Annotated in this window: 19 protein-coding genes; 14 read left to right on the top strand and 5 right to left on the bottom strand. The window is 71.4% G+C overall.

Annotation, left to right across the window (positions count from 1 at the left end):
• Positions 1–73: 73 nt before the first annotated feature.
• A complete protein-coding gene (kduD, locus tag QM788_RS18145; RefSeq protein ID WP_415662848.1) occupies positions 74–835 on the bottom strand; it encodes a 2-dehydro-3-deoxy-D-gluconate 5-dehydrogenase KduD in 762 nt (253 codons plus the stop codon).
• 418 nt (positions 836–1,253) lie between these two features.
• On the opposite strand from kduD, the gene QM788_RS18140 reads away from it, so the two are divergent.
• From QM788_RS18140 to QM788_RS18120, 5 genes are read left to right on the top strand one after another with little or no spacing between them, the layout of a single operon-like run.
• On the top strand, positions 1,254–4,172 hold the full coding sequence (locus tag QM788_RS18140; protein WP_415662847.1) for a TonB-dependent receptor: 2,919 nt from the start codon (positions 1,254–1,256) through the stop codon (positions 4,170–4,172).
• Positions 4,173–4,183: 11 nt separating this feature from the next.
• Positions 4,184–4,744 (top strand): PEP-CTERM sorting domain-containing protein, encoded by a 561-nt coding sequence (locus tag QM788_RS18135; protein ID WP_415662846.1) that lies wholly within the window; start codon positions 4,184–4,186, stop codon positions 4,742–4,744.
• A gap of 18 nt (positions 4,745–4,762) precedes the next feature.
• Positions 4,763–7,600 (top strand): hypothetical protein, encoded by a 2,838-nt coding sequence (locus tag QM788_RS18130; RefSeq protein ID WP_415662845.1) that lies wholly within the window; start codon positions 4,763–4,765, stop codon positions 7,598–7,600.
• A gap of 54 nt (positions 7,601–7,654) precedes the next feature.
• Positions 7,655–10,552, top strand: coding sequence for a TonB-dependent receptor domain-containing protein (locus tag QM788_RS18125; protein WP_415662844.1), 2,898 nt, complete (start codon positions 7,655–7,657; stop codon positions 10,550–10,552).
• A gap of 3 nt (positions 10,553–10,555) precedes the next feature.
• Positions 10,556–11,305 carry a rhamnogalacturonan acetylesterase gene (locus QM788_RS18120; protein WP_415662843.1) on the top strand — a complete coding sequence of 250 codons (750 nt, stop codon included), beginning with the start codon at positions 10,556–10,558 and terminating at the stop codon, positions 11,303–11,305.
• A 16-nt stretch (positions 11,306–11,321) separates the two neighbouring features.
• Here the strand turns inward: QM788_RS18120 and QM788_RS18115 are convergent, their stop codons facing one another.
• Positions 11,322–12,278 carry a sugar kinase gene (locus QM788_RS18115; protein ID WP_415662842.1) on the bottom strand — a complete coding sequence of 319 codons (957 nt, stop codon included), beginning with the start codon at positions 12,276–12,278 and terminating at the stop codon, positions 11,322–11,324.
• A 247-nt stretch (positions 12,279–12,525) separates the two neighbouring features.
• On the opposite strand from QM788_RS18115, the gene phaR reads away from it, so the two are divergent.
• Genes phaR through QM788_RS18095 form a run of 4 tightly spaced genes read left to right on the top strand, consistent with a single transcriptional unit; the run spans position 12,526 to position 15,806 of the window.
• Positions 12,526–13,074, top strand: a complete 549-nt coding sequence (phaR, locus tag QM788_RS18110) for a polyhydroxyalkanoate synthesis repressor PhaR (protein ID WP_415662841.1) — start codon at positions 12,526–12,528, stop codon at positions 13,072–13,074.
• A gap of 27 nt (positions 13,075–13,101) precedes the next feature.
• A complete protein-coding gene (gene rimO / locus QM788_RS18105) occupies positions 13,102–14,493 on the top strand; it encodes a 30S ribosomal protein S12 methylthiotransferase RimO (RefSeq protein ID WP_415662840.1) in 1,392 nt (463 codons plus the stop codon).
• Positions 14,490–15,689, top strand: a complete 1,200-nt coding sequence (locus QM788_RS18100) for a PLP-dependent transferase (RefSeq protein ID WP_415662839.1) — start codon at positions 14,490–14,492, stop codon at positions 15,687–15,689. The genes rimO and QM788_RS18100 overlap by 4 nt, the downstream gene beginning before the upstream one ends.
• A gap of 15 nt (positions 15,690–15,704) precedes the next feature.
• Positions 15,705–15,806, top strand: coding sequence for a DUF1778 domain-containing protein (locus QM788_RS18095; RefSeq protein ID WP_415662838.1), 102 nt, complete (start codon positions 15,705–15,707; stop codon positions 15,804–15,806).
• 87 nt (positions 15,807–15,893) lie between these two features.
• Here the strand turns inward: QM788_RS18095 and smpB are convergent, their stop codons facing one another.
• Positions 15,894–16,355: an SsrA-binding protein SmpB gene (gene smpB / locus QM788_RS18090; protein ID WP_415662837.1), complete on the bottom strand. Its 462-nt coding sequence runs from the start codon at positions 16,353–16,355 to the stop codon at positions 15,894–15,896.
• Positions 16,356–16,402: 47 nt separating this feature from the next.
• On the opposite strand from smpB, the gene QM788_RS18085 reads away from it, so the two are divergent.
• A complete protein-coding gene (locus tag QM788_RS18085) occupies positions 16,403–16,861 on the top strand; it encodes a type II toxin-antitoxin system RatA family toxin (protein WP_415662836.1) in 459 nt (152 codons plus the stop codon).
• Positions 16,851–17,153 carry an RnfH family protein gene (locus QM788_RS18080; protein ID WP_415662835.1) on the top strand — a complete coding sequence of 101 codons (303 nt, stop codon included), beginning with the start codon at positions 16,851–16,853 and terminating at the stop codon, positions 17,151–17,153. Before QM788_RS18085 ends, QM788_RS18080 begins: the two co-directional genes overlap by 11 nt.
• Before the next feature lie 9 nt (positions 17,154–17,162).
• Here QM788_RS18080 and QM788_RS18075 read toward each other — a convergent pair whose 3' ends face one another.
• The gene (locus tag QM788_RS18075) at positions 17,163–17,672 is read right to left on the bottom strand and encodes a DUF4124 domain-containing protein (RefSeq protein WP_415662834.1); all 510 of its coding nucleotides are present in this window, start codon (positions 17,670–17,672) and stop codon (positions 17,163–17,165) included.
• Positions 17,673–17,758: 86 nt separating this feature from the next.
• On the opposite strand from QM788_RS18075, the gene guaB reads away from it, so the two are divergent.
• From guaB to guaA, 3 genes are all read left to right on the top strand, one after another.
• On the top strand, positions 17,759–19,228 hold the full coding sequence (gene guaB, locus QM788_RS18070) for an IMP dehydrogenase (protein ID WP_415662833.1): 1,470 nt from the start codon (positions 17,759–17,761) through the stop codon (positions 19,226–19,228).
• A 62-nt stretch (positions 19,229–19,290) separates the two neighbouring features.
• Entirely contained in the window at positions 19,291–20,523 is a 1,233-nt protein-coding gene (locus QM788_RS18065) for a TCR/Tet family MFS transporter (RefSeq protein WP_415662832.1), read from the top strand.
• A 7-nt stretch (positions 20,524–20,530) separates the two neighbouring features.
• Positions 20,531–22,117 carry a glutamine-hydrolyzing GMP synthase gene (guaA, locus tag QM788_RS18060; RefSeq protein WP_415662831.1) on the top strand — a complete coding sequence of 529 codons (1,587 nt, stop codon included), beginning with the start codon at positions 20,531–20,533 and terminating at the stop codon, positions 22,115–22,117.
• A 12-nt stretch (positions 22,118–22,129) separates the two neighbouring features.
• Here the strand turns inward: guaA and QM788_RS18055 are convergent, their stop codons facing one another.
• On the bottom strand, positions 22,130–22,438 hold the full coding sequence (locus tag QM788_RS18055) for a hypothetical protein (RefSeq protein WP_415662830.1): 309 nt from the start codon (positions 22,436–22,438) through the stop codon (positions 22,130–22,132).
• Positions 22,439–22,529 lie beyond the last annotated feature (91 nt).

The following is a 22,529-nucleotide window of genomic DNA, read 5'->3' as shown; positions in this document are numbered from 1 at the left end:
CGTGTCTCCGTCGGTGATTTCGTGAGGCCCGCCTTGGCGGGGCGGGTCATGCAGCGCAAGCGCGTAGGGGGAGTTACCTGGCCAGCCAGCCGCCGTCCACGGCCAGCGTATAGCCGTTGACGTAGTCGGAGGCCGTGGACGCCAGGAACACGACCGGGCCCGCCAGGTCCTCCGGCTTGCCCCAGCGCGCGGCCGGGATGCGCTCCAGGATGGCGTTGTTGCGCTGCTCGTCGGCGCGCAGCGCGGCGGTGTTGTTGGTGGCCATGTAGCCCGGCGCGATCGCGTTGACGTTGATGCCGTGCGAGGCCCACTCGTTGGCCATCAGCCGCGTGATGCCCATCACGCCGCTCTTGCTGGCCGTGTACGAGGGCACGCGGATGCCGCCCTGGAAGCTCAGCATCGACGCGATGTTGACGATCTTGCCGCCCTTGCCCTGCGCCATGAAGACCTTGGCCACCGCCTGCGACAGGAAGAACACCGACTTCAGGTTCAGGTCCATCACGTCGTCCCAGTCGGCCTCGGAGAACTTGATGGCGTCCTCGCGCCGGATGATGCCGGCGTTGTTGACGAGGATGTGGATCTCGCCGTTCAGCGCCTTGGCCTGGGCCACCAGGCCGGGGATGCAGCCCACGTCGCCCAGGTTGGCGCGCAGGTCCAGGAAGCGCCGGCCCAGCGCCTCGACGCCGGCCCGGGTGTCGTCCGGTTCGGTGACGTTGACGCCGACGATGTCGGCCCCCGCCTGTGCGAGCGCCAGCGCCATGCCCTGGCCCAGGCCCGTGTTGCAGCCCGTGACGATGGCCGTCTTGCCGGCCAGGTTGAAGTTCTGGAGAACCATGTGGTGTGTCCCAAGGTGCGCGGAGCACCGGTTGCGTGTGGAAGAAGAGGGGAATGAGCGCTTGAAACGCGGTTCCAAAATTCTTTGAGCCGAAGCTTATGCGCTCGTCAAGCATCGCGGAATCATGGTTTTCAATTAGTGAACCGCTGTTCCGATTTTGTGGCTATGCCCTTATCATCGCCCACCATCCCGCCCAAGAGCGCAAGAACATGAGCACTTTCCTCTTCAGCGGCGCCGCGCTGCCGGCCCCGTGGCCCCGCTGCCGCGACGGCCTCTAGCCGTCGCGGCCTGCCCGGCGCTCGCACTGCCGCGATGCCGGGCTTCCAGAACCGACGGGTGCCCTGCGTGCGCCTGGCCTCACCCAGCCCAGCCCGAGAGCCGCCGGCATCGCCAGGCGGCCAGCACCAGGAGACCCTTCATGCCCCGATTCCGCCCGCCCCGCCCTCCGGCCCTCTGCCCGGTGGCCCTGGCCGCCGGCCTGCTCGCCGCGCCCGCCTGGGCCCAGGACGCGCCCGCCGCGCAGCTCGAAACCGTCACGGTGACCGGCATCCGCGCGTCGCTGGAGAGCGCGCTGAACGCCAAGCGCCAGGAGAAGGGCATCGTCGACGTCATCAAGGCCGAGGACATGGGCAAGTTCCCGGACACCAACCTGGCCGAGTCGCTGCAGCGCATCCCGGGCGTGGTGATCGACCGCGATGCCGGCGAGGGCCGCAACATCACCGTGCGCGGCCTGGGCGGCGACTTCACGCGCACCCGCATCAACGGCATCGAGGCGCTGGCCACCACCGGCGGCACCGACAGCTCCGGCGGCGCCAACCGCAGCCGCGCGTTCGACTTCAACGTCTTCGCCGCCGACCTGTTCAACTCGCTGACGGTGCGCAAGAGCAGCTCGGCCGACGTGGACGAGGGCTCGCTGGGCGCCACCGTGGACCTGCAGACGGCCCGCCCCTTCGACCTGAAGAAGTCCGTCGCCGCCGTGTCCGTGAAGGGAACCTACAACGAGCTGCGCGGCAAGGCCACGCCCAAGTCCTCGTTCCTGCTCGCCAAGACCAGCGCCGACGGCCGCTTCGGCATGCTGCTGTCCGGCGCCTACTCCAGGCGCGAGGTCTACGAGGAGGGCTTCAGCACCGTGCGCTGGGACAACGGCCCGTCCAGCGGCGGCTGGTGCCCGCCGCAGGGCGTGGCCACCGGCCTGCCGGCCGGCTCCACCGCCACCACCTGCGGCCCGGCCGCGCAGGGCGTCGCCCGTCTGCCCAACACGCCGGAATACGTCGCTGCCTACAACGCCGCGTCGTCGGCCACCAACTTCCACCCGCGCCTGCCGCGTTACGGCCGCCTCACGCACGACCAGTCGCGCCTGGGCCTGACCGCTTCCGTGCAGGCCCGCCTGTCGGACAGCACGCTGATGACCTTCGACATGCTCTACAGCAAGCTGGAGGCCACGCGCCGGGAAGACTTCCTGGAGGCCATCTCCTTCAGCCGCAACCTCGCCCAGGGCGGCAAGCAGCAGACCAGCGTCGTCGAGGCCCAGTTCGCGCCCGGCGGCCAGCTGCTCTACGGCAAGTTCAACGGCGTGGACATCCGCGCCGAGTCGCGCTTCGACCGGCTCAGCACCGAGTTCTCGCAGCCCACGGTGACCTTCGAGCAGGACATCGGCGACACCGTCAAGCTGACGCTGCGCGGCGGCCGTGCCAAGTCGCGCTACCACAACCCCATCCAGACCACGACCACGCTGGACGCGCCCAACGTCGACGGCTACGTGTTCGACGCCCGCGGCGACGACCGCGCGCCGCTGCTGGCCTACGGCAGCCTCGACCCCAGCGACCCCGGCGGCGGCCTGAAGATCCACGGCGTGCCGGCGGGTGCGACCAGCATCGCCAACTTCACGCCCAGCGAGGTCCGCATCCGCCCCAACGGCGTGACCAACGAGCAGGACGTCGCCACCGCCGACGCCGCCTGGGAGCTCTCCGACAGCCTGACGCTCAAGGGCGGCCTCAGCTACAAGAAGTTCAGCTTCACCAGCTACGACTTCCGCCGCGCGACCGAGGTGATGGCTGCGCTGCCGGCCAACGCGCTGCCCAACGGCCTGGTGAGCACCGTGCGGGGCTTCGGCAAGGGCCAGAACCTGCCCGCCGGCTCGGTCACCTCCTGGGTCACCCCGGACCTGGATGCCATCGCCGCCCTCTACGACATCTACTGCAACTGCCTGAAGAGCGGCCCGGCCGGCGGCCCGGGCGACTACCGCCTGGCCTCCATCACCAACGGCAACGCCCGCGGCGGCAACCGCGCCATCAGCGAGACCGACACCGGCGCCTGGCTCATGGCCGACTTCGAGGCCCGCCTGGGCGGCCTGCCCGTGCGCGGCAACGTCGGCACACGCTATGTGAAGACCGCCATCCTGTCCAAAGGCTATCTCGCCACCGGCGGCGGCAGCCTGGCCGTGGCCGAGCGCAGCTACCGGGACTGGCTGCCCGCGGCCAACCTCTCGGTCAACCTCAGCCGCAACCTGATGCTGCGCGCCGCGGCTGCCAAGGTCATGTCGCGCCCGCCGCTGCTCAGCCTGAGCCCGGGCGGCACGCTCACCACCACCGGCCAACTGGGCTACACCGGCGGCAACCCGGCGCTGGAGCCCTTCCGCGCCAAGACGCTGGACGCCAGCCTGGAGTGGTACCACGCCAGGAACGCCTTCATCGGCCTGGGCCTGTTCCACAAGAAGATCGACAGCTACGTGCTCACCAAGGGCCGCGACGTGGCCTACAAGGACACCGGCCTGCCGATGTCGCTGCTGCCCAGCAACTTCACCGGCGACGAGATCTTCCGCTTCAGCGCGCCGGTCAACTCGCCGGGCGGCAAGCTCAGCGGCTTCGAGATCAATGTGCAGCAGCCCTTCAGCTTCCTGCCGGGCCTCGGCAAGAACTTCGGCCTGCTGGCCAACTACACGCAGGTCAAGTCCAAGATGGAATACCTGCTGTCGGCCACCGCGGTCGGCGCGGCCACCGTCACGGAAGACCTGGTGAACCTGTCGCCGCGCTCCTGGAACCTGTCGCTCTACTACGACGACGGCCGCTTCAGCGGCCGCGTGTCCACCTCGGCGCGCTCCGCCTTCCTGACCACCATCCCGGCCGGCAACAACCAGGACGTGGCCGGCAAGAACAAGACCTTCAACGTCGACCTGTCGCTGGGTTACAAGCTGGACGGCAACCTGGAGCTGACCTTCGAGGCCACCAACCTGAGCAACCAGCCCAACGACCAGTTCATCTCGCGCGCCATGGACAACGTGGTGGTCAACAACTACACCGGCCGCGAGTTCGTCGTCGGCGCCCGCTACAAGTTCTGACGGAGACCGCCATGAAGAAGCATCTCGCACCGCTGGCGGCCGCCGCGCTGCTGGCCTCGGCCGCCGCGTCGGCCGCCGTGCTGACGCCGGGCACGCCCGTCACCGGCACGCTCGACGGCGACCCCGCCGGCCTGCTGGGCGCGCCGGACTTCGCCGGCAACGCCAGCACCGTGGCCGACGGCTTCGACAGCGTCGAGTTCATCGCCGCGGACTTCAGCTTCCAGCTCGACATCGGCAGCGACGGCCTGCTGCGCCTGTACGACAACACCGGCACCGGCGCGCTGGCCGGCACGCGCGTGATCCGGCTCAGCTTCGCCGACGCCGCGCTGGCCCTGGCCCCGCCGCGGCTGGCCGACGGCGCCAGCCTGCTGTCCGGCGCCGTGCAGCTGCAGCTGCTGGGACCGCAGGCCGTGCAGCTCACGCTGGCCGACCTGCGCTTCGACGCACCCTACGCCAGCGTCGGCATCCAGCTGGCGCCGGCCCCCGTGCCCGAGCCCGCGCCCGCGGCGTTGCTGGCGCTGGGCCTGCTGGGCCTGGCCTGGCGCCGCCATGGCCACCGCGGCCGCCGCTGAACTTCGGGAGACCCCGTGATGAAACCGATCCTCGCGGCGCGCGCGGCGCTGCTGTTCCTGCCCCTGTCCTTGTCGGCGCCCGCGCCAGCGCTCGCGCAGGCGCCCGGGCCCATCGACCCGGCCCGCGAGGCCGCGCCGGCCGACGGCTTCGCCGCGCTCGGCGGCGGCACCACCGGCGGCGCCGCCGCCGGCCCCGGCCAGATCTACACCGCCAGCAACCGCCAGCAGCTGCTGGCGGCGCTGGCCCATGGCGGCAGCCAGCCCAAGATCGTCAAGGTGGTCGGCAGCATCGACATGAGCGAGGGCCGGCCCTTCGCCAGCCGCGCGGACCAGGACCAGCGCGCCGCCGTGCGCCTGCCGTCCAACACCACGCTGATCGGCGCCGGCCCGGGCGCGGGCCTGGCGCACGGCCGCATCGAGATCATCGGCGTGGCCAACGTCATCGTCCGCAACCTGGCGCTGATGGCGCCCTGCGACGTGGCGCCGGTCTGGGACCCGGCCGACGGCAGCAGCGGCAACTGGAACGCCGCCTACGACGCGATCAGCATCCAGGGCGCCGAGCGCGTGTGGATCGACCACAACACCATCACCGACACGCCGCTCACCGACGACCAGCTCCCGGTCGAGAACGGCAAGCCGCGCCAGTGCCACGACGGCGCCATCGACATCACGCGCGGCGCCAGCTTCGTGACGGTCAGCTACAACGTCATCGACCGGCACGACAAGGTGATGCTGATCGGCCATTCCGACGGCCACACCGCCGACATCGGCCGGCTCCAGGTCACGATCGCCAACAACGTGTTCTCCAACGTCACGCAGCGCGTGCCGCGGGTGCGTTTCGGCCAGGTCCACCTGTTCAACAACTACCTCGCGGGCAGCAAGGCCGCCGCCGCCTACCCCTACAGCTATGGCGTCGGCGTGGGCACCGGCGCGCGGGTGATCTCGCACGGCAATGTGTACGCCGTCGCCGGCGCGGCGCCCGGCTGCGCGTCGGTGGTGAAGGCCTTCAACCCCGACGCCGCGAGCAGCTTCGCCGACACCGGCTCGATGCTGAACGGCGCGCCGCTGGGCGTTTGCGCGCTGCCCGGCGCCGTCGGCTGGAGCGTGCCCTATGCGTTCACACCGCGCCCCGCCGCGCTGGTCCGGGCCAACGCCCTCGCGCGGGCCGGCGCCGGCAAGCTGGCCACCGCGATCACCGGCAGCGGGCCGGTCGGCGTCGAGCCCGGCAGCGTGGAGCCCGCGCGCCATGCGACCGGCGTCCACACCGACACACCGCTGGCCATCGCCTTCGACGCGGCCCCCGTGCTCACCGGCGCGGGCGCGATCACCGTGCGCCGCGCCAGCGACGGCGCGGTGGTGGACCGCATCGACCTGTCGGCCGCGCCCTCGGCCACCGACACCCAGACCGCGCTGCCGCGCAGCAACCTGGAGATCGATGCGCTGGCCCTCGGCGCCATGCCCGAGAACCCGGCTCGCGCCCGCTTCGTCTGGTACCGCCCGGTCGCCGTCAGCGGCAACCAGGCCGTCGTGCGGCTGCGCAGCAACCGCCTGGCCTTCGGCACCACCTACACGGTGAGCGTCGATGCCGAGGCCTTCGCGGGCCGCATCCACGGCTCGCCGTTCGCCGGCCTGAGCTGGAGCTTCACGACGCGCGGCGCGCCGGCCAGCCGCACCCAGGTCAGCGTGGACGACGACGGCGCCGCAGCCGACTTCCGCACCGTGCAGGGCGCGCTGAACTGGGTGATGGCCGGCTGCTCCACCGGCAGCCCGGCGGCGGGCGGCTGCAACACGGCGGCCACGCCCAAAACGGTCAGCATCCGCAACGGCCTGTACCCGGAGCTGCTGATGCTGCGCAACGTCGCCAACCTCAGCCTGGTGGGCGAGAGCCGCGACGGCGTGCAGGTGGGCCGGGCGAACTTCGAGTCGCTCAACAGCGGCAGCGGCGCCAGCAGCGTCGCGCCGGGCACGGCGCTGACCGCCGGCGGCCGCGTTCCGGGCCACCGCGTGCTGGGCGGCGGGCGCGCGGTGCTGCTGGTGGAGAACAGCGACCTGCTGACGCTGCGCAACTTCACGCTCGTCAACCCGCATGCCCGCGCCGCCGCCTTCGACAACCAGGCCGAGGCGCTGTACTTCAACACCAGCACCACGCCCGCCGCGCACCGGCTGGTGGGCCGGGAGATGAACTTCGTCTCCGAGCAGGACACCCTGCAGCTCAAGGGCTATGTGTGGATGTACCAGTCGCTGGTGGCGGGCAACGTGGACTTCATCTGGGGCGGCGTGATGGCCGCGCTGTTCGAGGACTGCGAGATCCGCAGCGTGATGGACGCGGCCAGCAGCTCGCCCGGCTACCTCCTGCAGGCGCGCGCGACGGCCGGCGACGCGGGCTTCGTGTTCCTGAACAGCCGCCTGACCGCCGGCCCGGGCGTGGCGGCCGCCTACCTGGCGCGCAGCGGCGGCACGGCCAGCAGCGCCTACGTCGACAACATCGCTTTCATCGACACCCGCATGGGCCCGCACATCCTGCCGGTGGGCTGGTGCGTGGGCACCGGCACCAGCAGGACCGGCACCGGCCAGGGCGGCTGCGGCAGCAACCCGCCGCCCTGGGCCGGCACTGCCGGCGGCGGCGCGACCGACGCGGCCGGCTGGCGCGAATCGGGCAGCCGCGACCTGGACGGCCGCCCGCTGGACACCAGCGCCCGCCTGGGGCTGGCCGCCGTCAAGCTGGGCGGCGCGACCGCCCATGTGCAGCTCGCCAAGCCGCTGGACAGCACCGCCGGCCTGACCCGCCGCGCCGACATCTTCCGCCGCTCCACCATCGCCACCGGCTCGCCCGGCGGCTGGGTGCCGGCTCCCTGACTCCGGCGCGACCCGCGCGCGACCGGCTACAACTCGAACCCAGGAGACCCCGCCATGACCCCGATTTCCCCGTCCTTCCGCCCCCGCCTGAGCCTGTGCGCCGCTGCTGCCCTTGCGCTGACCGGCACCGCCCAGGCCCAGGAGGTCGCCGTCCCGGTGACGATGGAGCGCATCCAGATCACCGGCTCGTCCATCAAGCGCGTGGCCGGCGAGACGGCGCTGCCGGTGTCCGTCAACAAGATCCAGGAGCTGGACGCGCGCGGCCACACCGAGCTGAAGGACCTGCTGCTGGAGCTGCCGCAGTCGCAGTCGCTGGGCATGAATGCCGGCGCGGCCGGCCCGGTGCTGAACCTGCGCGGCCTGGGCCCGATGCGCACGCTGACGCTGCTCAACGGCCGCCGGCTGGCCAACGAGCCGCTGCAGGACCAGTACGTGTCGGCCAATGTGATGCCGCGCATGGCGCTGGACCGCGTCGAGACGCTGCGCGACGGCGCCTCGTCCATCTACGGCTCGGACGCCATCGGCGGCGTGCAGAACTACGCCACCCTCGACAACTTCCGGGGCGCGCGCATCAAGGTCGAGCTGAACGCGCCGGAGCGCTCGTCGCGCGGGCAGACCAACTCGATCGGCCTGATCGCCGGCATCGGCGACCTGGCCAGCGACGGCTGGAACGTCTACGGCGCCATGGACTACCAGACCAAGTCGGCGCTGATGCAGGGCGACCGCCCGGAGCTGTTCGACGGCTCGGCGCTGAACCGGCTGGGCCTGCTGAAGACGCCCAGCAACAAGAACCCCAGCCCCAGCGCCAACTTCGGCTTCAGCACCGGCAGCAACAGCAACTACAACCCCAGCTTCGCCACCGGCTGCCTGGCGCCGTACTCGCTGCCCACGCTGGGCGCCGGCAGCGTGGCGGCGACGCCCAGCTACGGCAACGCCGGCTGCTACCGCGACCCGAACTACTACACCGCCGTCAGCGACGGCAGCCGCATCAGCAACCTCTACGGCAAGGGCAGCCTGAACCTGGGCGGGGGCCACCGCCTGAACCTGGAGCTGATGCACGCGGCCTTCACGGTGCAGAAGTTCCGCGGCCTGCAGCTGCCCACCAGCAACGAGCCGGCCACCACCTACTCGATGCCGGCCACCAGCAAGTACTACCCCGGCAAGGGCATCACGCCGCTGGTCGACGTGGTGGGCAGCAACACCGGCAGGAACTCGCCGTCGATGTACATCGACGCCGCCAGGACGCCGGGCGCCGTCAGCCCGCTGAACATGAGCGACCGGACGATCTACTTCCAGTGGGGTCCGGCGGAGCTGGGCTCGGCCTACCGCAACGACGAGCAGATCAACGACCGCCTGGTGCTCAGCGCCGAGGGCTCGGTCTGGAACTGGGACTACCGCGTGGGCCTGAACTACGGCCACTCCCAGCGCGACACCCGCACCGGCGGCGGCTACATCCTCTACAGCAAGGCGCAGGAGGGCTTCACGAAGGGCATCCTCAACCCCTTCGGCCTGCAGGATGCCGAGGGCCTGGCCTACCTGCAGAGCATCGAGCTGCGCGACTACACCTACCGCTTCAACGAGGCCTTCAACAAGGCCGTGGACGCGACGCTGACCCGCGAGCTGATGGACCTGGGCGGCGGCCCGCTGACGCTGGCCGTCTCCGGCGAGCTGCGCCGCGACGAGGCCCGGGTGCGCGCCGCGCCGCTGGACCACGTCGCCAAGCTGGCCAACGGCAATTACAACGTCAGCAGCGCCGGGGTGGTGCTCAAGGACGACATCGTCGGCGAGAACCCGGCCGGCGTGGCCAGCACGCTGCACCGCGACATCAAGTCCGCCGTCATCGAACTGGACGCGCCGCTGACCAAGGCCTGGAGCGTCAACGGCGCCGTGCGCTCCGACACCTACAGCGACCTGAAGACCACCACGGTCAACCCCAAGCTGTCGGTGCGCTTCCAGCCCACCGCCGAGCTGATGCTGCGCGCCTCGGCCAACACGGGCTTCCGCGCGCCGTCCATCATGGACATCCAGAACCCGACGCCGGAAGTGCGCGTGGTGACGATGGACGACCCGGTGCTGTGCCCCAGCGCGACGCCGCTCACCACCAACACCGGCACGCCGGTCAGCGGTTTCACGGCAGACCAGGTCTGCAACGTCGGCGTCAACGTCTGGACCAAGTCGCCCGACAACAGCCACCTGAAGCCCGAGGAGTCCAAGGGCTGGTCCGTCGGCGGCGCCTTCGAGCCCGTCAAGGGCCTGCTGGTGACGGTGGACTACTGGGGCATCCGCATCGGCGGCGTGCTGGGCGCGCTCAGCTACGCCGAAGTGCAGTCGGCGCCGGCCAAGTACGCCGCCAACATCCTGCGCAAGGCCGACGGCACCATCGACCACATCGTGGCCAGCCAGGGCAATCGTGGCGACATGAGCATGCGCGGGCTGGACGTGGCGGCGACCTACCAGCTGAAGACCGGCAGCTGGGGCAGCTTCAACTTCAAGCTGGACGGCACCTACTACGACAAGTACGCCTTCTCGGTGGAGAAGGGCGGCCAGGTCTACGACAACATCGGCATCCTGAACAACGACGGCGTCTACACCGTCTCCAACCTCGGCCTGGCGACGACGCAGCAGATCATCTACCGCTGGAAGCACACGGCCGCCGTGGCCTGGCGGCTGGGCAACTGGTCCACGCAGCTGTCGCAGCGCTACAGCAGCGGCCTGACCGACCAGACCCCGCGCGCCGGCTCCAGCTACACCAGCATCAAGGCCTACAAGCAGTACAACCTCAACGCCGCCTACACCGGCTTCAAGAACCTGAAGCTGAACTTCGGCATCAACAACCTGACCGACGTGAACCCCTCGCTGACGGCCAACACCCGCTACGAGGGCTATCTGACCAGCAACGCGGACATCCTGGGCCGCAGCTTCCGGTTCTCGGCCGAGTACACGTTCTTCTGAGCCATGCAGCCGGCCCGACTGACCTCCCTTCTCGCCGCCGTGCTGCTGGCGGCCGGCACGGCGGCGGCCCAGCCGCCGGCCGCCGCGCCCCGGGCCGGCGAGAGCACCGCCAACGTCGCGCCCGGCCCGCGCCTCATCCTCGTCGGCGACTCGACGATGGCGCCGCGCAGCGGCTACGGCAACGCGCTGTGCGCGCGGCTCCAGCAGGTCGCCTGCCTGAACCTCGCGCGCGGCGGCCGCTCCAGCAAGAGCTTCCGCGCCGAGCGCCTGTGGGACGTCGTGATGGCGCTGCTGGCCGAGAAGGGCCACAGGACGCTGGTGCTGATCCAGTTCGGCCACAACGACCAGCCCGGCAAGCCCGGCCGCTCGACCGACCTGGCCACCGAGTTCGTGCCCAACATGGCGCGCTACGTGCAGGAGGTGAAGGCCGCCGGCGGCGACGTGGTGCTGGTGACGCCGCTGGCGCGCCGCGGCTTCAAGGACGGCCGGCTTCCCAACGACCTGCGCCCCTGGGCCGAGGCGCTGATCCGCGTCGGCGCCGAGCAGGGCGTGCCGGTGCTGGACCTCAACGCCACCAGCCACGCCGCCGTCGCCGCGCTGGGCCAGGACGGCGCCGACACGCTGGCCGAGGCTCCGCCGCGCTTCGACCGCACCCACCTCGGCCCCCGGGGCGCGGCGCTGTTCTCGGCGCAGGTGCTGCAGGGCCTGCTGCAGATCCGGCCGGACCTGGCCGCGGCGGCGACGCTGGAGTGATCCGGCGCCCGCCGGCTCACGCCGGCATCAAATCCGCCATCGCCTCGCGCGGGATCAGCGCCCCCGGGTGCTGGATGACGCGCGCGGCCAGCCGGTGGGCGAAGGCGGCGGCGTCGGCGGGCGCGGCGCCGGCCAGGCGCCGGGCCAGGTAGCCGGCGGCGAAGGAGTCGCCCGCGGCGGTGGTGTCGACGACGCGCGGCACGGCCTCGGCGGCCACGTCCTGCCAGGCGCCGTCCCGCCCGACGCGCGCGGGCAGCGCGCCGCGCTTGATGGCGATCTCGGCCACCGGCAGCGCCTGCGCGGCGGCCACGGCGGCGTCCAGGTCGGGCAGGCCGTGCAGCGCCTGGTGGTCGTCGGCCGTGACCAGCGCGAGCGACGCCGCGGCGAACGCGCGGCCGTACCAGTGCCGCGCCTCGGCCGCCGACTCCCACAGCCGCGGGCGGTAGTTGTTGTCGAACGCGACCAGGGCGCCGCGCGCGCGCATGCGGGCCATCAGCGCCAGCACGCGCTCGCGCCCGGCCGCCGGCAGGATGGCCAGGCTGATGCCGCTCAGGTAGAGCGCGTCCAGCGCGTCGGCCTGCGCCTCCAGCGCGGTGGCGGCGGTGTCGAAGTACGAGCGCGCCGCCGCCTGGCCGCGCCAGTAGTGGAAGCGCCGCTCGCCGCCGGCATCCAGCTCGATGAGGTAGAGCCCCGGCAGCCGCCCGGCCAGCCGCTGCACCAGCCCGGTCCGCACCCCTTCCTCGGCCCAGCGCGCCAGCATGCCGGCGCTCAGGCTGTCGTCGCCCAGCGCGGTGGCGTAGTGCACGCGCAGCGCCGCGCCGCCGCAGCGGGCCATGTAGACGGCGGTGTTCAGCGTGTCGCCGCCGAAGGCCTGCCGCATCGGGCCGAACGCGGCACCCTGCAGCTCCAGCATGCATTCGCCCAGCGCGGCGATGGAGACCGGCCGGGCGCCGGGCGAGGAGGGGTGGTTCACGGGATTTGAAAATGAAACGACGGTTCAATAGGATAACCCGACCGGTTCATTCCAGGGCTTCTGGTTTGCCCCGGCCGGGCCGTCCTGGAGGCCGCGCACTGCGGCGGCCTCGGTGGCGGCGAACAAGCCTCGGCAGCGGCGGCTCCGGAGTCGCCAGGGATTGGTCAGGCCGGGGTCAGCCTGGCGCGGGGCGGCGGTGGTAAGGTCGGCCCGAATTCGTTGCTGCACCGCATCAGGAGACCTTTGCATGGTGACTGCCCGCAAGAAGCCGGCATCCACGACCGGGCCCGCCCACGCCGCCGAGGCCAGGCCGGGGCTGCGCATCCTCAAGAAGTACCCCAACCGGCGCCTGTACGACACCCAGGCCAGCAGCTACATCACGCTGGCCGACGTGAAGCGCATGGTGCTGGACGGCGTGGCCTTCGAGGTCCACGACGCGAAGACGCAGGACGACCTGACCCGCTCCATCCTGCTGCAGATCATCCTGGAGGAGGAGACCGGCGGCGTGCCGATGTTCTCGACGGCGTCGCTGGCGCAGATCATCCGGTTTTACGGCCATGCGATGCAGGGCGTGATGGGCGGGGTGCTGGAGCGGCAGATGCAGGCGGTCGCCGAGCTGCAGCAGCGCTTCGCCGAGCAGCCGCCCGGCATGCCGTTCGCGCCCGACGCGTGGAGCAGCCTGATGGGCAGCTACGCCGAGCAGTCCAAGTCGCTGATGAACAAGTGGCAGGAGCAGCTGAAAAATGCCGGCGTGCTGTTCCCGTTCGGTGTGCCGCCCGGGGGCAAGAAGCCGTGAGCCGCGTTCATCGCCGAAAATGCGGCGATGAATGACGCCGCCACCCTCGCAGCTCCCCCGGCCGCCGCGCCCAAGATCGGCTTTGTCAGCCTTGGCTGCCCGAAGGCCCTGACCGACAGCGAACTGATCCTCACGCAACTGCGCGCCGAGGGCTACGACACCTCCAAGACCTTCGCCGGGGCCGACCTGGTGATCGTCAACACCTGCGGCTTCATCGACGACGCGGTCAAGGAGAGCCTGGACACCATCGGCGAGGCGCTGGCCGAGAACGGCAAGGTCATCGTCACGGGCTGCCTGGGCGCCAAGTCCGGCCATGCGTCCGACAACCTGGTGCGCGAGATCCACCCCAGCGTGCTCGCCGTCACCGGCCCGCACGCGACGCAGGAGGTGATGGACGCGGTCCACACCCACGTGCCCAAGCCGCACGATCCCTTCGTCGACCTGGTGCCGGCCTATGGCGTCAAGCTCACGCCCAAGCATTTCGCCTACCTGAAGATCAGCGAGGGCTGCAACCACCGCTGTTCGTTCTGCATCATCCCGAGCATGCGCGGCGACCTCGTGTCCCGCCCCATCGGCGACGTGCTCAACGAGGCGCGCGCGCTGTTCGAGAGCGGCGTGAAGGAACTGCTCGTCATCAGCCAGGACACCTCGGCCTACGGCGTGGACGTGAAGTACCGCACCGGCTTCTGGGACGGCAAGCCGGTCAAGACCCGGATGCTCGACCTCGTCGCCCGCCTCGGCGAGATCGCCAGGCCCTACGGCGCCTGGGTGCGGCTGCACTACGTCTACCCCTACCCGCACGTGGACGAGGTGCTGCCGCTGATGGCCGAGGGGCTGGTGCTGCCCTACCTCGACGTGCCCTTCCAGCACGCCCACCCGGACGTGCTCAAGCGCATGAAGCGCCCCGCCAACGGCGAGAAGAACATGGAGCGCATCCTGCGCTGGCGCGCGGTCTGCCCGGAACTGGTCATCCGCTCGACCTTCATCGCCGGCTTCCCCGGCGAGACGGAGGCGGAGTTCCAGTATCTGCTGGACTTCACGAAGGAGGCGCAGATCGACCGCGCCGGCTGCTTCGCCTACTCGCCGGTGGAGGGCGCGAGCGCCAACGACATCGCCGGCGCGCTGCCCGACAAACTGCGCGAGGAGCGCCGCGCGCGCTTCATGGCGGTGGCTGAAGGCGTGTCGGCCGCCAAGCTGCAGGCCCGCGTGGGGCAGACGATGCAGGTGCTGGTGGACGCCGCGCCGGCGCTGGGCCGCAAGGGCGGTGTCGGCCGCAGCTACGCGGACGCGCCCGAGATCGACGGCAGCGTCAAGATCCTGCCGCCCGAGAAGGCCAGCCGGACGATGAAGGTGGGCGACTTCGCGCGCGTGCGCATCGTCGCGGCCGACGGCCACGACCTGGTGGGCGTGCTGGCATGACGCGCAAGCCCGCGACCGCACTGATCCACCACCCCTACCGCGCCCCCGACGGCTGGGACGCCGTGCCGGTGCCCGTGGCCAAGGCCTCGACCGTGCTGTTCAAGGACACGGCCGACCTGCACACGCCGCGTCCGCGCGACGGCCGCTCCTACCGCTACGGCCTGCACGGCACGCCCACCAGCTACACGCTGGCCGCGCGCCTGGCCACGCTGGAGCATGCCGAGCACTGCCTGCTGGTGCCCAGCGGTCTGGCGGCGGTGACGCTGCCGTCGCTGGCCATGCTGCGCCCCGGCGACGAGGTGCTGGTGCCCGACAACGCCTATGGCCAGAACCGCTACCTGACCGAATCCTGGCTGCCGCAGTGGGGCGTCACCCACCGCTTCTACGACCCGCTTGCGGTGCCGGAGCTGCGCGACAGCACCCGGCTCGTCTGGCTGGAGGCCGCGGGCTCCATCACGCTGGAGTTCCCGGACCTGCTGGGCACCTTGGCGGCCTGTCGGGCGCGCGGCGTCACGACGGCGCTGGACAACACCTGGGGTGCCGGCCTCGCGTTCAACGGCTTCGAGCCGGCGCCCGGCACGCACCCGGGCCTGGGCGCGGACATCGTCGTGCAGGCGCTGACCAAATACCCCAGCGGCGGCGCCGACGTGCTGATGGGCTCCGTCTGCACGCGCGACGCCGCGCTGCACGAGCGCCTCAACCACGCGCACGAGCACCTGGGCTACGGCCTGGGCCAGAACGACGTGGAGCTGGTGCTGCGCGGCCTGCCGACGCTGCCGCTGCGCTACGCCGCGCAGGACCGCGCGACGCGCGAGCTGGCGCGCTGGATGGCCGGCCGGCCCGAGATCGCGCGGGTGTTCCACCCGGCGCTGCCCGGCTCGCCGGGGCACGAGCACTGGCTGGCGGTCGGCGATCCGCAGGCGCGGGGCGCGGCGGCGCTGTTCTCGGTGGCGTTCCAGCCGGCCTACGGCGCCCGCCAGGTGGACGCCTTCGTCGACGCGCTGCAGCTCTTCGGCATCGGCTACTCCTGGGCCGGCCCGATGAGCCTGGCCGTGCCCTACGACCTGGGCCGCAGCCGCAACCTGCCGCTGCCCTTCGAGGGCCGGACGCTGGTGCGCTTCGCGATCGGCCTGGAAGACGTGGACGACCTGCGGGCCGATATCGAGCAGGCGCTGGCCGCTCTTGGTCGGGGCTGACGGCGGGCGCGTTTGGTGTCCGAGCGCGACACACGCAAGGTGTTGGCCTTGCTGGACGACCCGCCCGAGCCGAACGAGCGGCTGGTGTCCCTGCTGAAGGCCAGGCAGGCGCGGTGACCGGCCTGCCGCCGCTCTGATCGGCGCACCTGGTCGGTGCTGGGGGCACAGGCGCTACGGGCTCTTCGAGCCTCGCGGCTCGGCCGTTCAGCCCTTGCGGCCCGTCGATGCGTGCCGCATCAACTGCCCCTTCTCGCGCTCCCAATCCCGCTTCTTCTCCGTCTCGCGCTTGTCGTGCTGGGCCTTGCCCTTGGCCAGCGCGATGTCGGCCTTCACGCGGCCGCCCTTGTAGTGCAGGTTCAGCGGCACGAGCGTGAAGCCGCGCTGCTCCACCTTGCCGACCAGCCGCTTGATCTCGGCCTTGTGCATCAGCAGCTTCTTCGTGCGGTCGGCCTCGGGCGTCACGTGCGTGGACGCGCTGCGCAGCGCGTTGATGCGGCAGCCGATCAGGAACAGCTCGCCGTCCTTGATCATCACGTAGCCGTCCGTCAGCTGCACCTGGCCGGCGCGGATGGCCTTGATCTCCCAGCCCGACAGCACGACGCCGGCCTCGAACTGTTCTTCGATGTGGTAGTCGTAGCGGGCGCGGCGGTTCTCGGCGATGGACATGGGATGGCAGGTGAGGGCGGGGCCCGTCAATACAATCCGTGGATTCTATGAAGCAGGTCAAAAAGTCCGTGCTGCTCTGGCACCCGCCGCAGGCCATGTACGACCTGGTCACCGCGGTGGAGCACTATCCCGAGTTCCTGCCCTGGTGCAGCAGGGTCGAGGTGCTGGCGCAGAGCGCCGATGGCGTCACCGCCCGGCTGCACCTGGCCTATGCCGGCGTGCGCCATGCGTTCACGACGCGCAACACGAACGAGCCCGGCCGCAGCGTGCGCATGGAACTGGTGGACGGCCCGTTCTCGCACCTGGACGGCCTGTGGCAGTTCCACCCGCTGGCCAGGCCCGGCGCCGACGGCGAGGCCAGCGCCTGCAAGATCGCCTTCGAGCTGAACTACGCGTTCAGCAGCGGCGCGCTGGAGGCCGTGGTCAGCCCGGTGTTCGACCGTATCGCCAACACCTTCGTCGACAGCTTCGTGCAGCGCGCGGAGCGCCTCCACGGTGCGCGTTGAACTGGTGTGGAGCCCGGCGGCGGGCGACGTGCGGCACCGCTGGCTGGAGGTCGAGCCCGGCGCGACGGTCGGGTCCGCGCTGCGCGGCTGCGGCGAGTTCGGCCCGGCCATCGAGCCGCTGCGCGTCGGCATCTGGGGCCGCGTGCGGCCGCTGGACACGCCGCTGCGCGAGCGCGACCGCATCGAGGTCTACCGGCCGCTCACCGTCGATCCCAAGGAGGCGCGGCGGCTGCGCTACGCCCGGCGCGGCGAGCGCATCGTGTCGCGCCACCGGCCCGGGCGCCCGGGCTGAGCGCCCGGCTCAGCGGCACTCGCTGGTGATCGCGTCCCGCGCGCTGGCCATCTCGGCGGCGATCTGCCGTTCGTCCATGAAGACGCGCTCGCCCCGGTCGTTGGTGCGGGTCAGCCGCGAGCCGCTGTGCAGCTCGCGCAGGTAGGCCTGGGCGCGCGCGCAGTTCTCGCGCCGCTTCTCGGCCGCGCGGCGCTCGGCGTCCTGCTGCCGGGCGGCCCGGCCGTCCTGGTCCCGCTTCTGGCGGGCCGCGGTGTCCAGCTCGGCCTGGGACGCGGCGCTGGCGGCCTGGGCCGCGGCCACGGCAGCTGCCGCGCTCGCGGCGGCGCCCACCGGCGCGACGACGATGGCCGGCCGGGCGCCGCCGGGGCGCTGCAGGATGTCCTTGTCCGGCGTGCCGGCCGGGGGCGGCATGTCGCTGTACTGCAGCTTGCCGCGGGCATCGCGCCACTTCCACTGGGCATGGGCGGACGCGGCCAGGGCCAGGCCGATCAGGGCGATGAACAGGGGCTTGTGGCGCATGCGGCCAGTTTAGGGCCAGCCGCCCCCGGCAGCGGCGGGCCGCAGGGCCCACCGTACAATGCCGCTTTGCGTCTGGAGCTTTCCTCATGCGCCTTCTTGGCAAAGCGCTCACCTTCGACGACGTGTTGCTGGTGCCGGCGTTCTCCCAGGTGTTGCCCCGCGACACCAGCCTGGCGACCCGACTGTCGCGCAACATCCCCCTGAACCTGCCGCTGGTGTCCGCCGCGATGGACACCGTGACCGAGGCGCGCCTGGCGATCGCCATCGCGCAGGAGGGCGGCATCGGCATCGTCCACAAGAACCTGAGCGCCGAGGCCCAGGCGCGCGAGGTGGCCCGGGTCAAGCGCTACGAGAGCGGCGTCGTCCGCGAGCCGCTGACCATCACCCCGGACACCAGCGTCCGCGAGGTCGTCGAGCTGTCCCGGCTGCACGGCTTCTCGGGCTTCCCGGTGGTCGAGGGCCGGCGCGTCGTCGGCATCGTCACCGGCCGCGACCTGCGCTTCGAGACGCGCATGGACGCCAAGGTGCGCGAGATCATGACGCCCGCCGAGAAGCTCATCACCGTCAAGGAAGGCGCGTCGCTGGACGAGGCCAAGGCGCTGATGCACACGCACAAGCTGGAGCGCGTGGTCGTCGTCAACGAGGCCTTCGAGTTGCGCGGCCTGATGACGGTGAAGGACATCACCAAGCAGACCAGCTTCCCCAACGCCGCGCGCGACAGCCACGGCGGCCTGCGCGTCGGCGCGGCGGTGGGCTTCGGCGAGGACACCGAGCAGCGCGTCGAGCTGCTCGTCAAGGCCGGCGTGGACGCGATCATCGTCGACACCGCGCACGGCCACAGCGCCGGCGTGCTGGAGCGGGTGCGCTGGGTCAAGCGCGCCTACCCGGGCGTGGACGTGATCGGCGGCAACATCGCCACCGGCGCGGCCGCGCTGGCGCTGGTGGAGGCGGGCGCGGACGGCGTCAAGGTCGGCATCGGCCCCGGCTCCATCTGCACGACGCGCATCGTCGCGGGCGTGGGCGTGCCGCAGATCACCGCGATCGACAACGTCGTCACCGCGCTGAAGGGCACCGGCGTGCCGGTCATCGCCGACGGCGGCGTCCGCTACTCGGGCGACGTGGCCAAGGCCATCGCGGCCGGCGCGGACTGCGTGATGATGGGCGGCGCCTTCGCCGGCACCGAGGAGGCGCCGGGCGAGACCATCCTGTACCAGGGGCGCACCTTCAAGAGCTACCGCGGCATGGGCTCGATGGGCGCGATGGCCAAGGGCAGCGCGGACCGCTACTTCCAGGACACCTCGGCCAACAACCCCAACACCTCCAAGCTGGTGCCGGAAGGCATCGAGGGCCGGGTGCCGTACAAGGGCTCGGTGGTGCAGGTCATCTTCCAGATGGCCGGCGGCCTGAAGGCCTCCATGCACTACTGCGGCTGCGGCTCCATCGCCGAGATGCAGGACAAGGCCGAGTTCGTCGAGATCACCACGGCGGGCATGCGCGAGAGCCATGTCCACGACGTGCAGATCACGAAGGAAGCGCCGAACTACCGCAGCGAGTGAGCTGTTGACCGAACGAACGGGGCGACGCCAGATCGCCCCGTTCTTCTTTTTGCGCAAACGCGATGAGCCCGTCCCCGCAGCGCACCCCGGCCATGGGTTTCATCATGGCCGCCGTGCTGATCGACATGATCTCCATCGGCCTGATGGTGCCGGTGCTGCCGCACATCGTCGGCGCCTTCACGCATGGCAACGACGAGCAGGCCTCGGCGCTGCTGCTGGTGATGGCGGCGTTCGGCGTCGCCAACTTCTTCGGCTCGCCGGTGCTGGGCGCGCTGTCGGACCGCTTCGGCCGGCGCCCGGTGCTGCTGGTCGGCTTTGCCGGCCTGGCGCTGAGCTTCTTCGTCACGGCCATGGCAACGGCGCTGTGGGTGCTGGTGGCGGTGCGGCTGTTCACCGGGGCCATGCAGGCCAACATCGCCATCGCCAACGCCTACGTGGCCGACATCACGCCGGCCGAGGACCGCGCCCGCCGCTTCGGCCAGCTCGGCGCGATGTTCGGCATCGGCTTCATCCTCGGGCCCGTGGTGGGCGGCTGGCTGGGGCACTACGACGTGCGCTGGCCCTTCGTCGCCGCAGGCTGCATGGCGCTGCTGAACTGGTGCTACGGCTTCTTCGTGCTGCCGGAATCGCTGCCGCCGCAGCGGCGCCGCCCGTTCGAGTGGCGCCGCGCCAACCCGGTCAGCGCGCTGCGCGGGCTGGCGGCGCTGAAGGGCGTGGGCCCGCTGGTGGCCGTGATCGCGCTGTCGTCGCTGGCGCAGTTCATGCTGCACATGACCTGGGTGCTCTACACCAAGTTCCGCTTCGGCTGGGGGCCGCTGGAGGTCAGCTGGTCGCTGTTCGCCGTGGGCGTGGTGTCGGTCATCAGCCAGGGCGTGCTGCTCAGGCCATTGCTGGCGCGCTTCGGCCCGCAGCGGCTGGCGCTGATCGGCATGGGCTCGGCGGCGCTGGCCTACGTGGGCTTCGGCCTGGCGACGCAGCCCTGGATGATGTATGCCGTCATCGCGCTGAACCTGCTCGGCGGCGTCGCGTCGGCGGCGGTGCAGGGCATCATCTCCAACGCCGCCAGCGCCGACCGCCAGGGGCAGGCCATGGGCGCCGTGTCGTCGCTGAACAGCCTGACGGCCGTGCTCGCGCCGGTCATCGGCCTGACGCTGCTGGGCTGGGTGTCGCACCTGCATGCCGCCGACCCGCGCATGGGCCTGCCCCTCTTCGCCTGCGCCGCCCTGCAAGGGGCCGGCCTCATCCTGGCCTACCGCTTCTTCCATCGCCAGCGCGCGGCCCTGCAAGCCGCCTGAGAACACCATGCAACACGACAAGGTCCTGATCCTCGACTTCGGCTCCCAGGTCACCCAGCTCATCGCCCGCCGCGTGCGCGAGGCGGCGGTGTACTGCGAGATCCACCCGAACGACGTGCCGGACGACTTCATCCGGTCGTTCGCGCCCAAGGCCATCATCCTCAGCGGCAGCCACGCCTCCACCTACGAGGACCACGAGCTGCGCGCGCCGCAGGCCGTGTGGGAGCTGGGCGTGCCGGTGCTGGGCATCTGCTACGGCATGCAGACCATGGCCGTGCAGCTGGGCGGCACCGTCGAGTGGAGCGACCAGCGCGAGTTCGGCTACGCCGAGGTGAGGGCGCATGGCCACACGCGGCTGCTGGACGGCATCCAGGACTTCGAGACGCCCGAGAAGCACGGCATGCTCAAGGTGTGGATGAGCCATGGCGACAAGGTCACTGCGCTGCCGCCGGGCTTCAAGCTGATGGCCTCCACGCCCAGTTGCCCCATCGCCGGCATGGCCGACGAGGCGCGCGGGTTCTATGCTTTCCAGTTCCACCCCGAGGTCACGCACACGCTGCAGGGCGCGGCCATCCTGACGCGCTTCGTGCGCGACATCGCCGGCTGCACCGGCGACTGGCAGATGGGCAGCTACATCGACGAAGCGGTGGCGCGCATCCGCGAGCAGGTGGGCGACGAGGAGGTCATCCTGGGCCTGTCCGGCGGTGTCGACTCCAGCGTGGCGGCGGCGCTGATCCACCGCGCCATCGGCGACCAGCTCACCTGCGTCTTCGTCGACCACGGCCTGCTGCGCCTGAACGAAGGCCGGATGGTCATGGACATGTTCGCCGGCCGGCTGCACGCCAAGGTCGTGCACGTGGACGCGAGCGAGCAGTTCCTGGCCCAGCTGGCCGGCGTGACCGACCCGGAGCGCAAGCGCAAGATCATCGGCGCCGAGTTCGTCGAGGTCTTCCAGGCCGAGGCCGGCAAGCTGAAGAACGCCAAGTGGCTGGCGCAGGGCACCATCTACCCCGACGTGGTGGAAAGCGGCGGCACCAAGACCAAGAAGGCCACCACCATCAAGAGCCACCACAACGTCGGCGGCCTGCCCGAGACGCTGGGCCTGAAGCTGCTGGAGCCGCTGCGCGAGCTGTTCAAGGACGAAGTGCGCGCGCTGGGCGTGGCGCTGGGCCTGCCGGCCGACATGGTCTACCGCCACCCGTTCCCGGGCCCGGGCCTGGGCGTGCGCATCCTGGGCGAGGTCCGCCGCGACTTCGCCGACCTGCTGCGCCGCGCCGATGCGATCTTCATCGAGGAGCTGCGCAACACCCTGGACCCGGCCACCGGCAAGAGCTGGTACGCGCTGACCTCGCAGGCCTTCGCCGTGTTCCTGCCGGTCAAGAGCGTGGGCGTGATGGGCGACGGCCGCACCTACGACTACGTCATCGCGCTGCGCGCCGTGCAGACCAGCGACTTCATGACGGCCGACTGGGCGGAACTGCCCTACGCGCTGCTCAAGCGAACCTCGGGCCGCATCATCAACGAGGTGCGCGGCATCAACCGCGTGACCTACGACGTGAGTTCCAAGCCGCCGGCGACGATCGAGTGGGAATGAGCTGGTTCTCGCTCACCCCGCCGCCAGGCGGCCCTGCACCCGCACCAGGCCGGCCTCGCCGCCCGGCGTGACGCGCCAGGTGCGCGCCGCCACCGGGGTGCCGCGCCGGGTGCGGTGGCCGGGCATCTGCAGCACCGCCGCATCCGGCCCGGCCTGCCGCAGCCGGCCGAGGGCGACGGTGCCGTCGCTGAATGCCACCTGCAGCGCATCGCCCGCGGCCAGCTGCGCCCGGCCGGGCGCGTCGAGGCAGCGCAGCAGCGCGCCCGGGTAGAGGTGGGTGTGGCTGGCGGCGAAGCGCCACGGCTTGGCGGGGTGGTTCATGGGCTGCGGCGGGTCCGGTCCTGGCGGGCAGGCCCTCGCCACCCCGAGGTGAGGCGGTGGCGGGGAAGGGCGATGGTGCCAGGTCCGGCGC

The sequence above is a fragment of the Roseateles sp. genome (assembly GCF_047654785.1).
Classification (GTDB): Bacteria; Pseudomonadota; Gammaproteobacteria; order Burkholderiales; family Burkholderiaceae_C; genus Pelomonas.
Note: the sequence above shows the minus strand (reverse complement) of the source record. Positions and strands in the feature narration are given on the sequence as shown.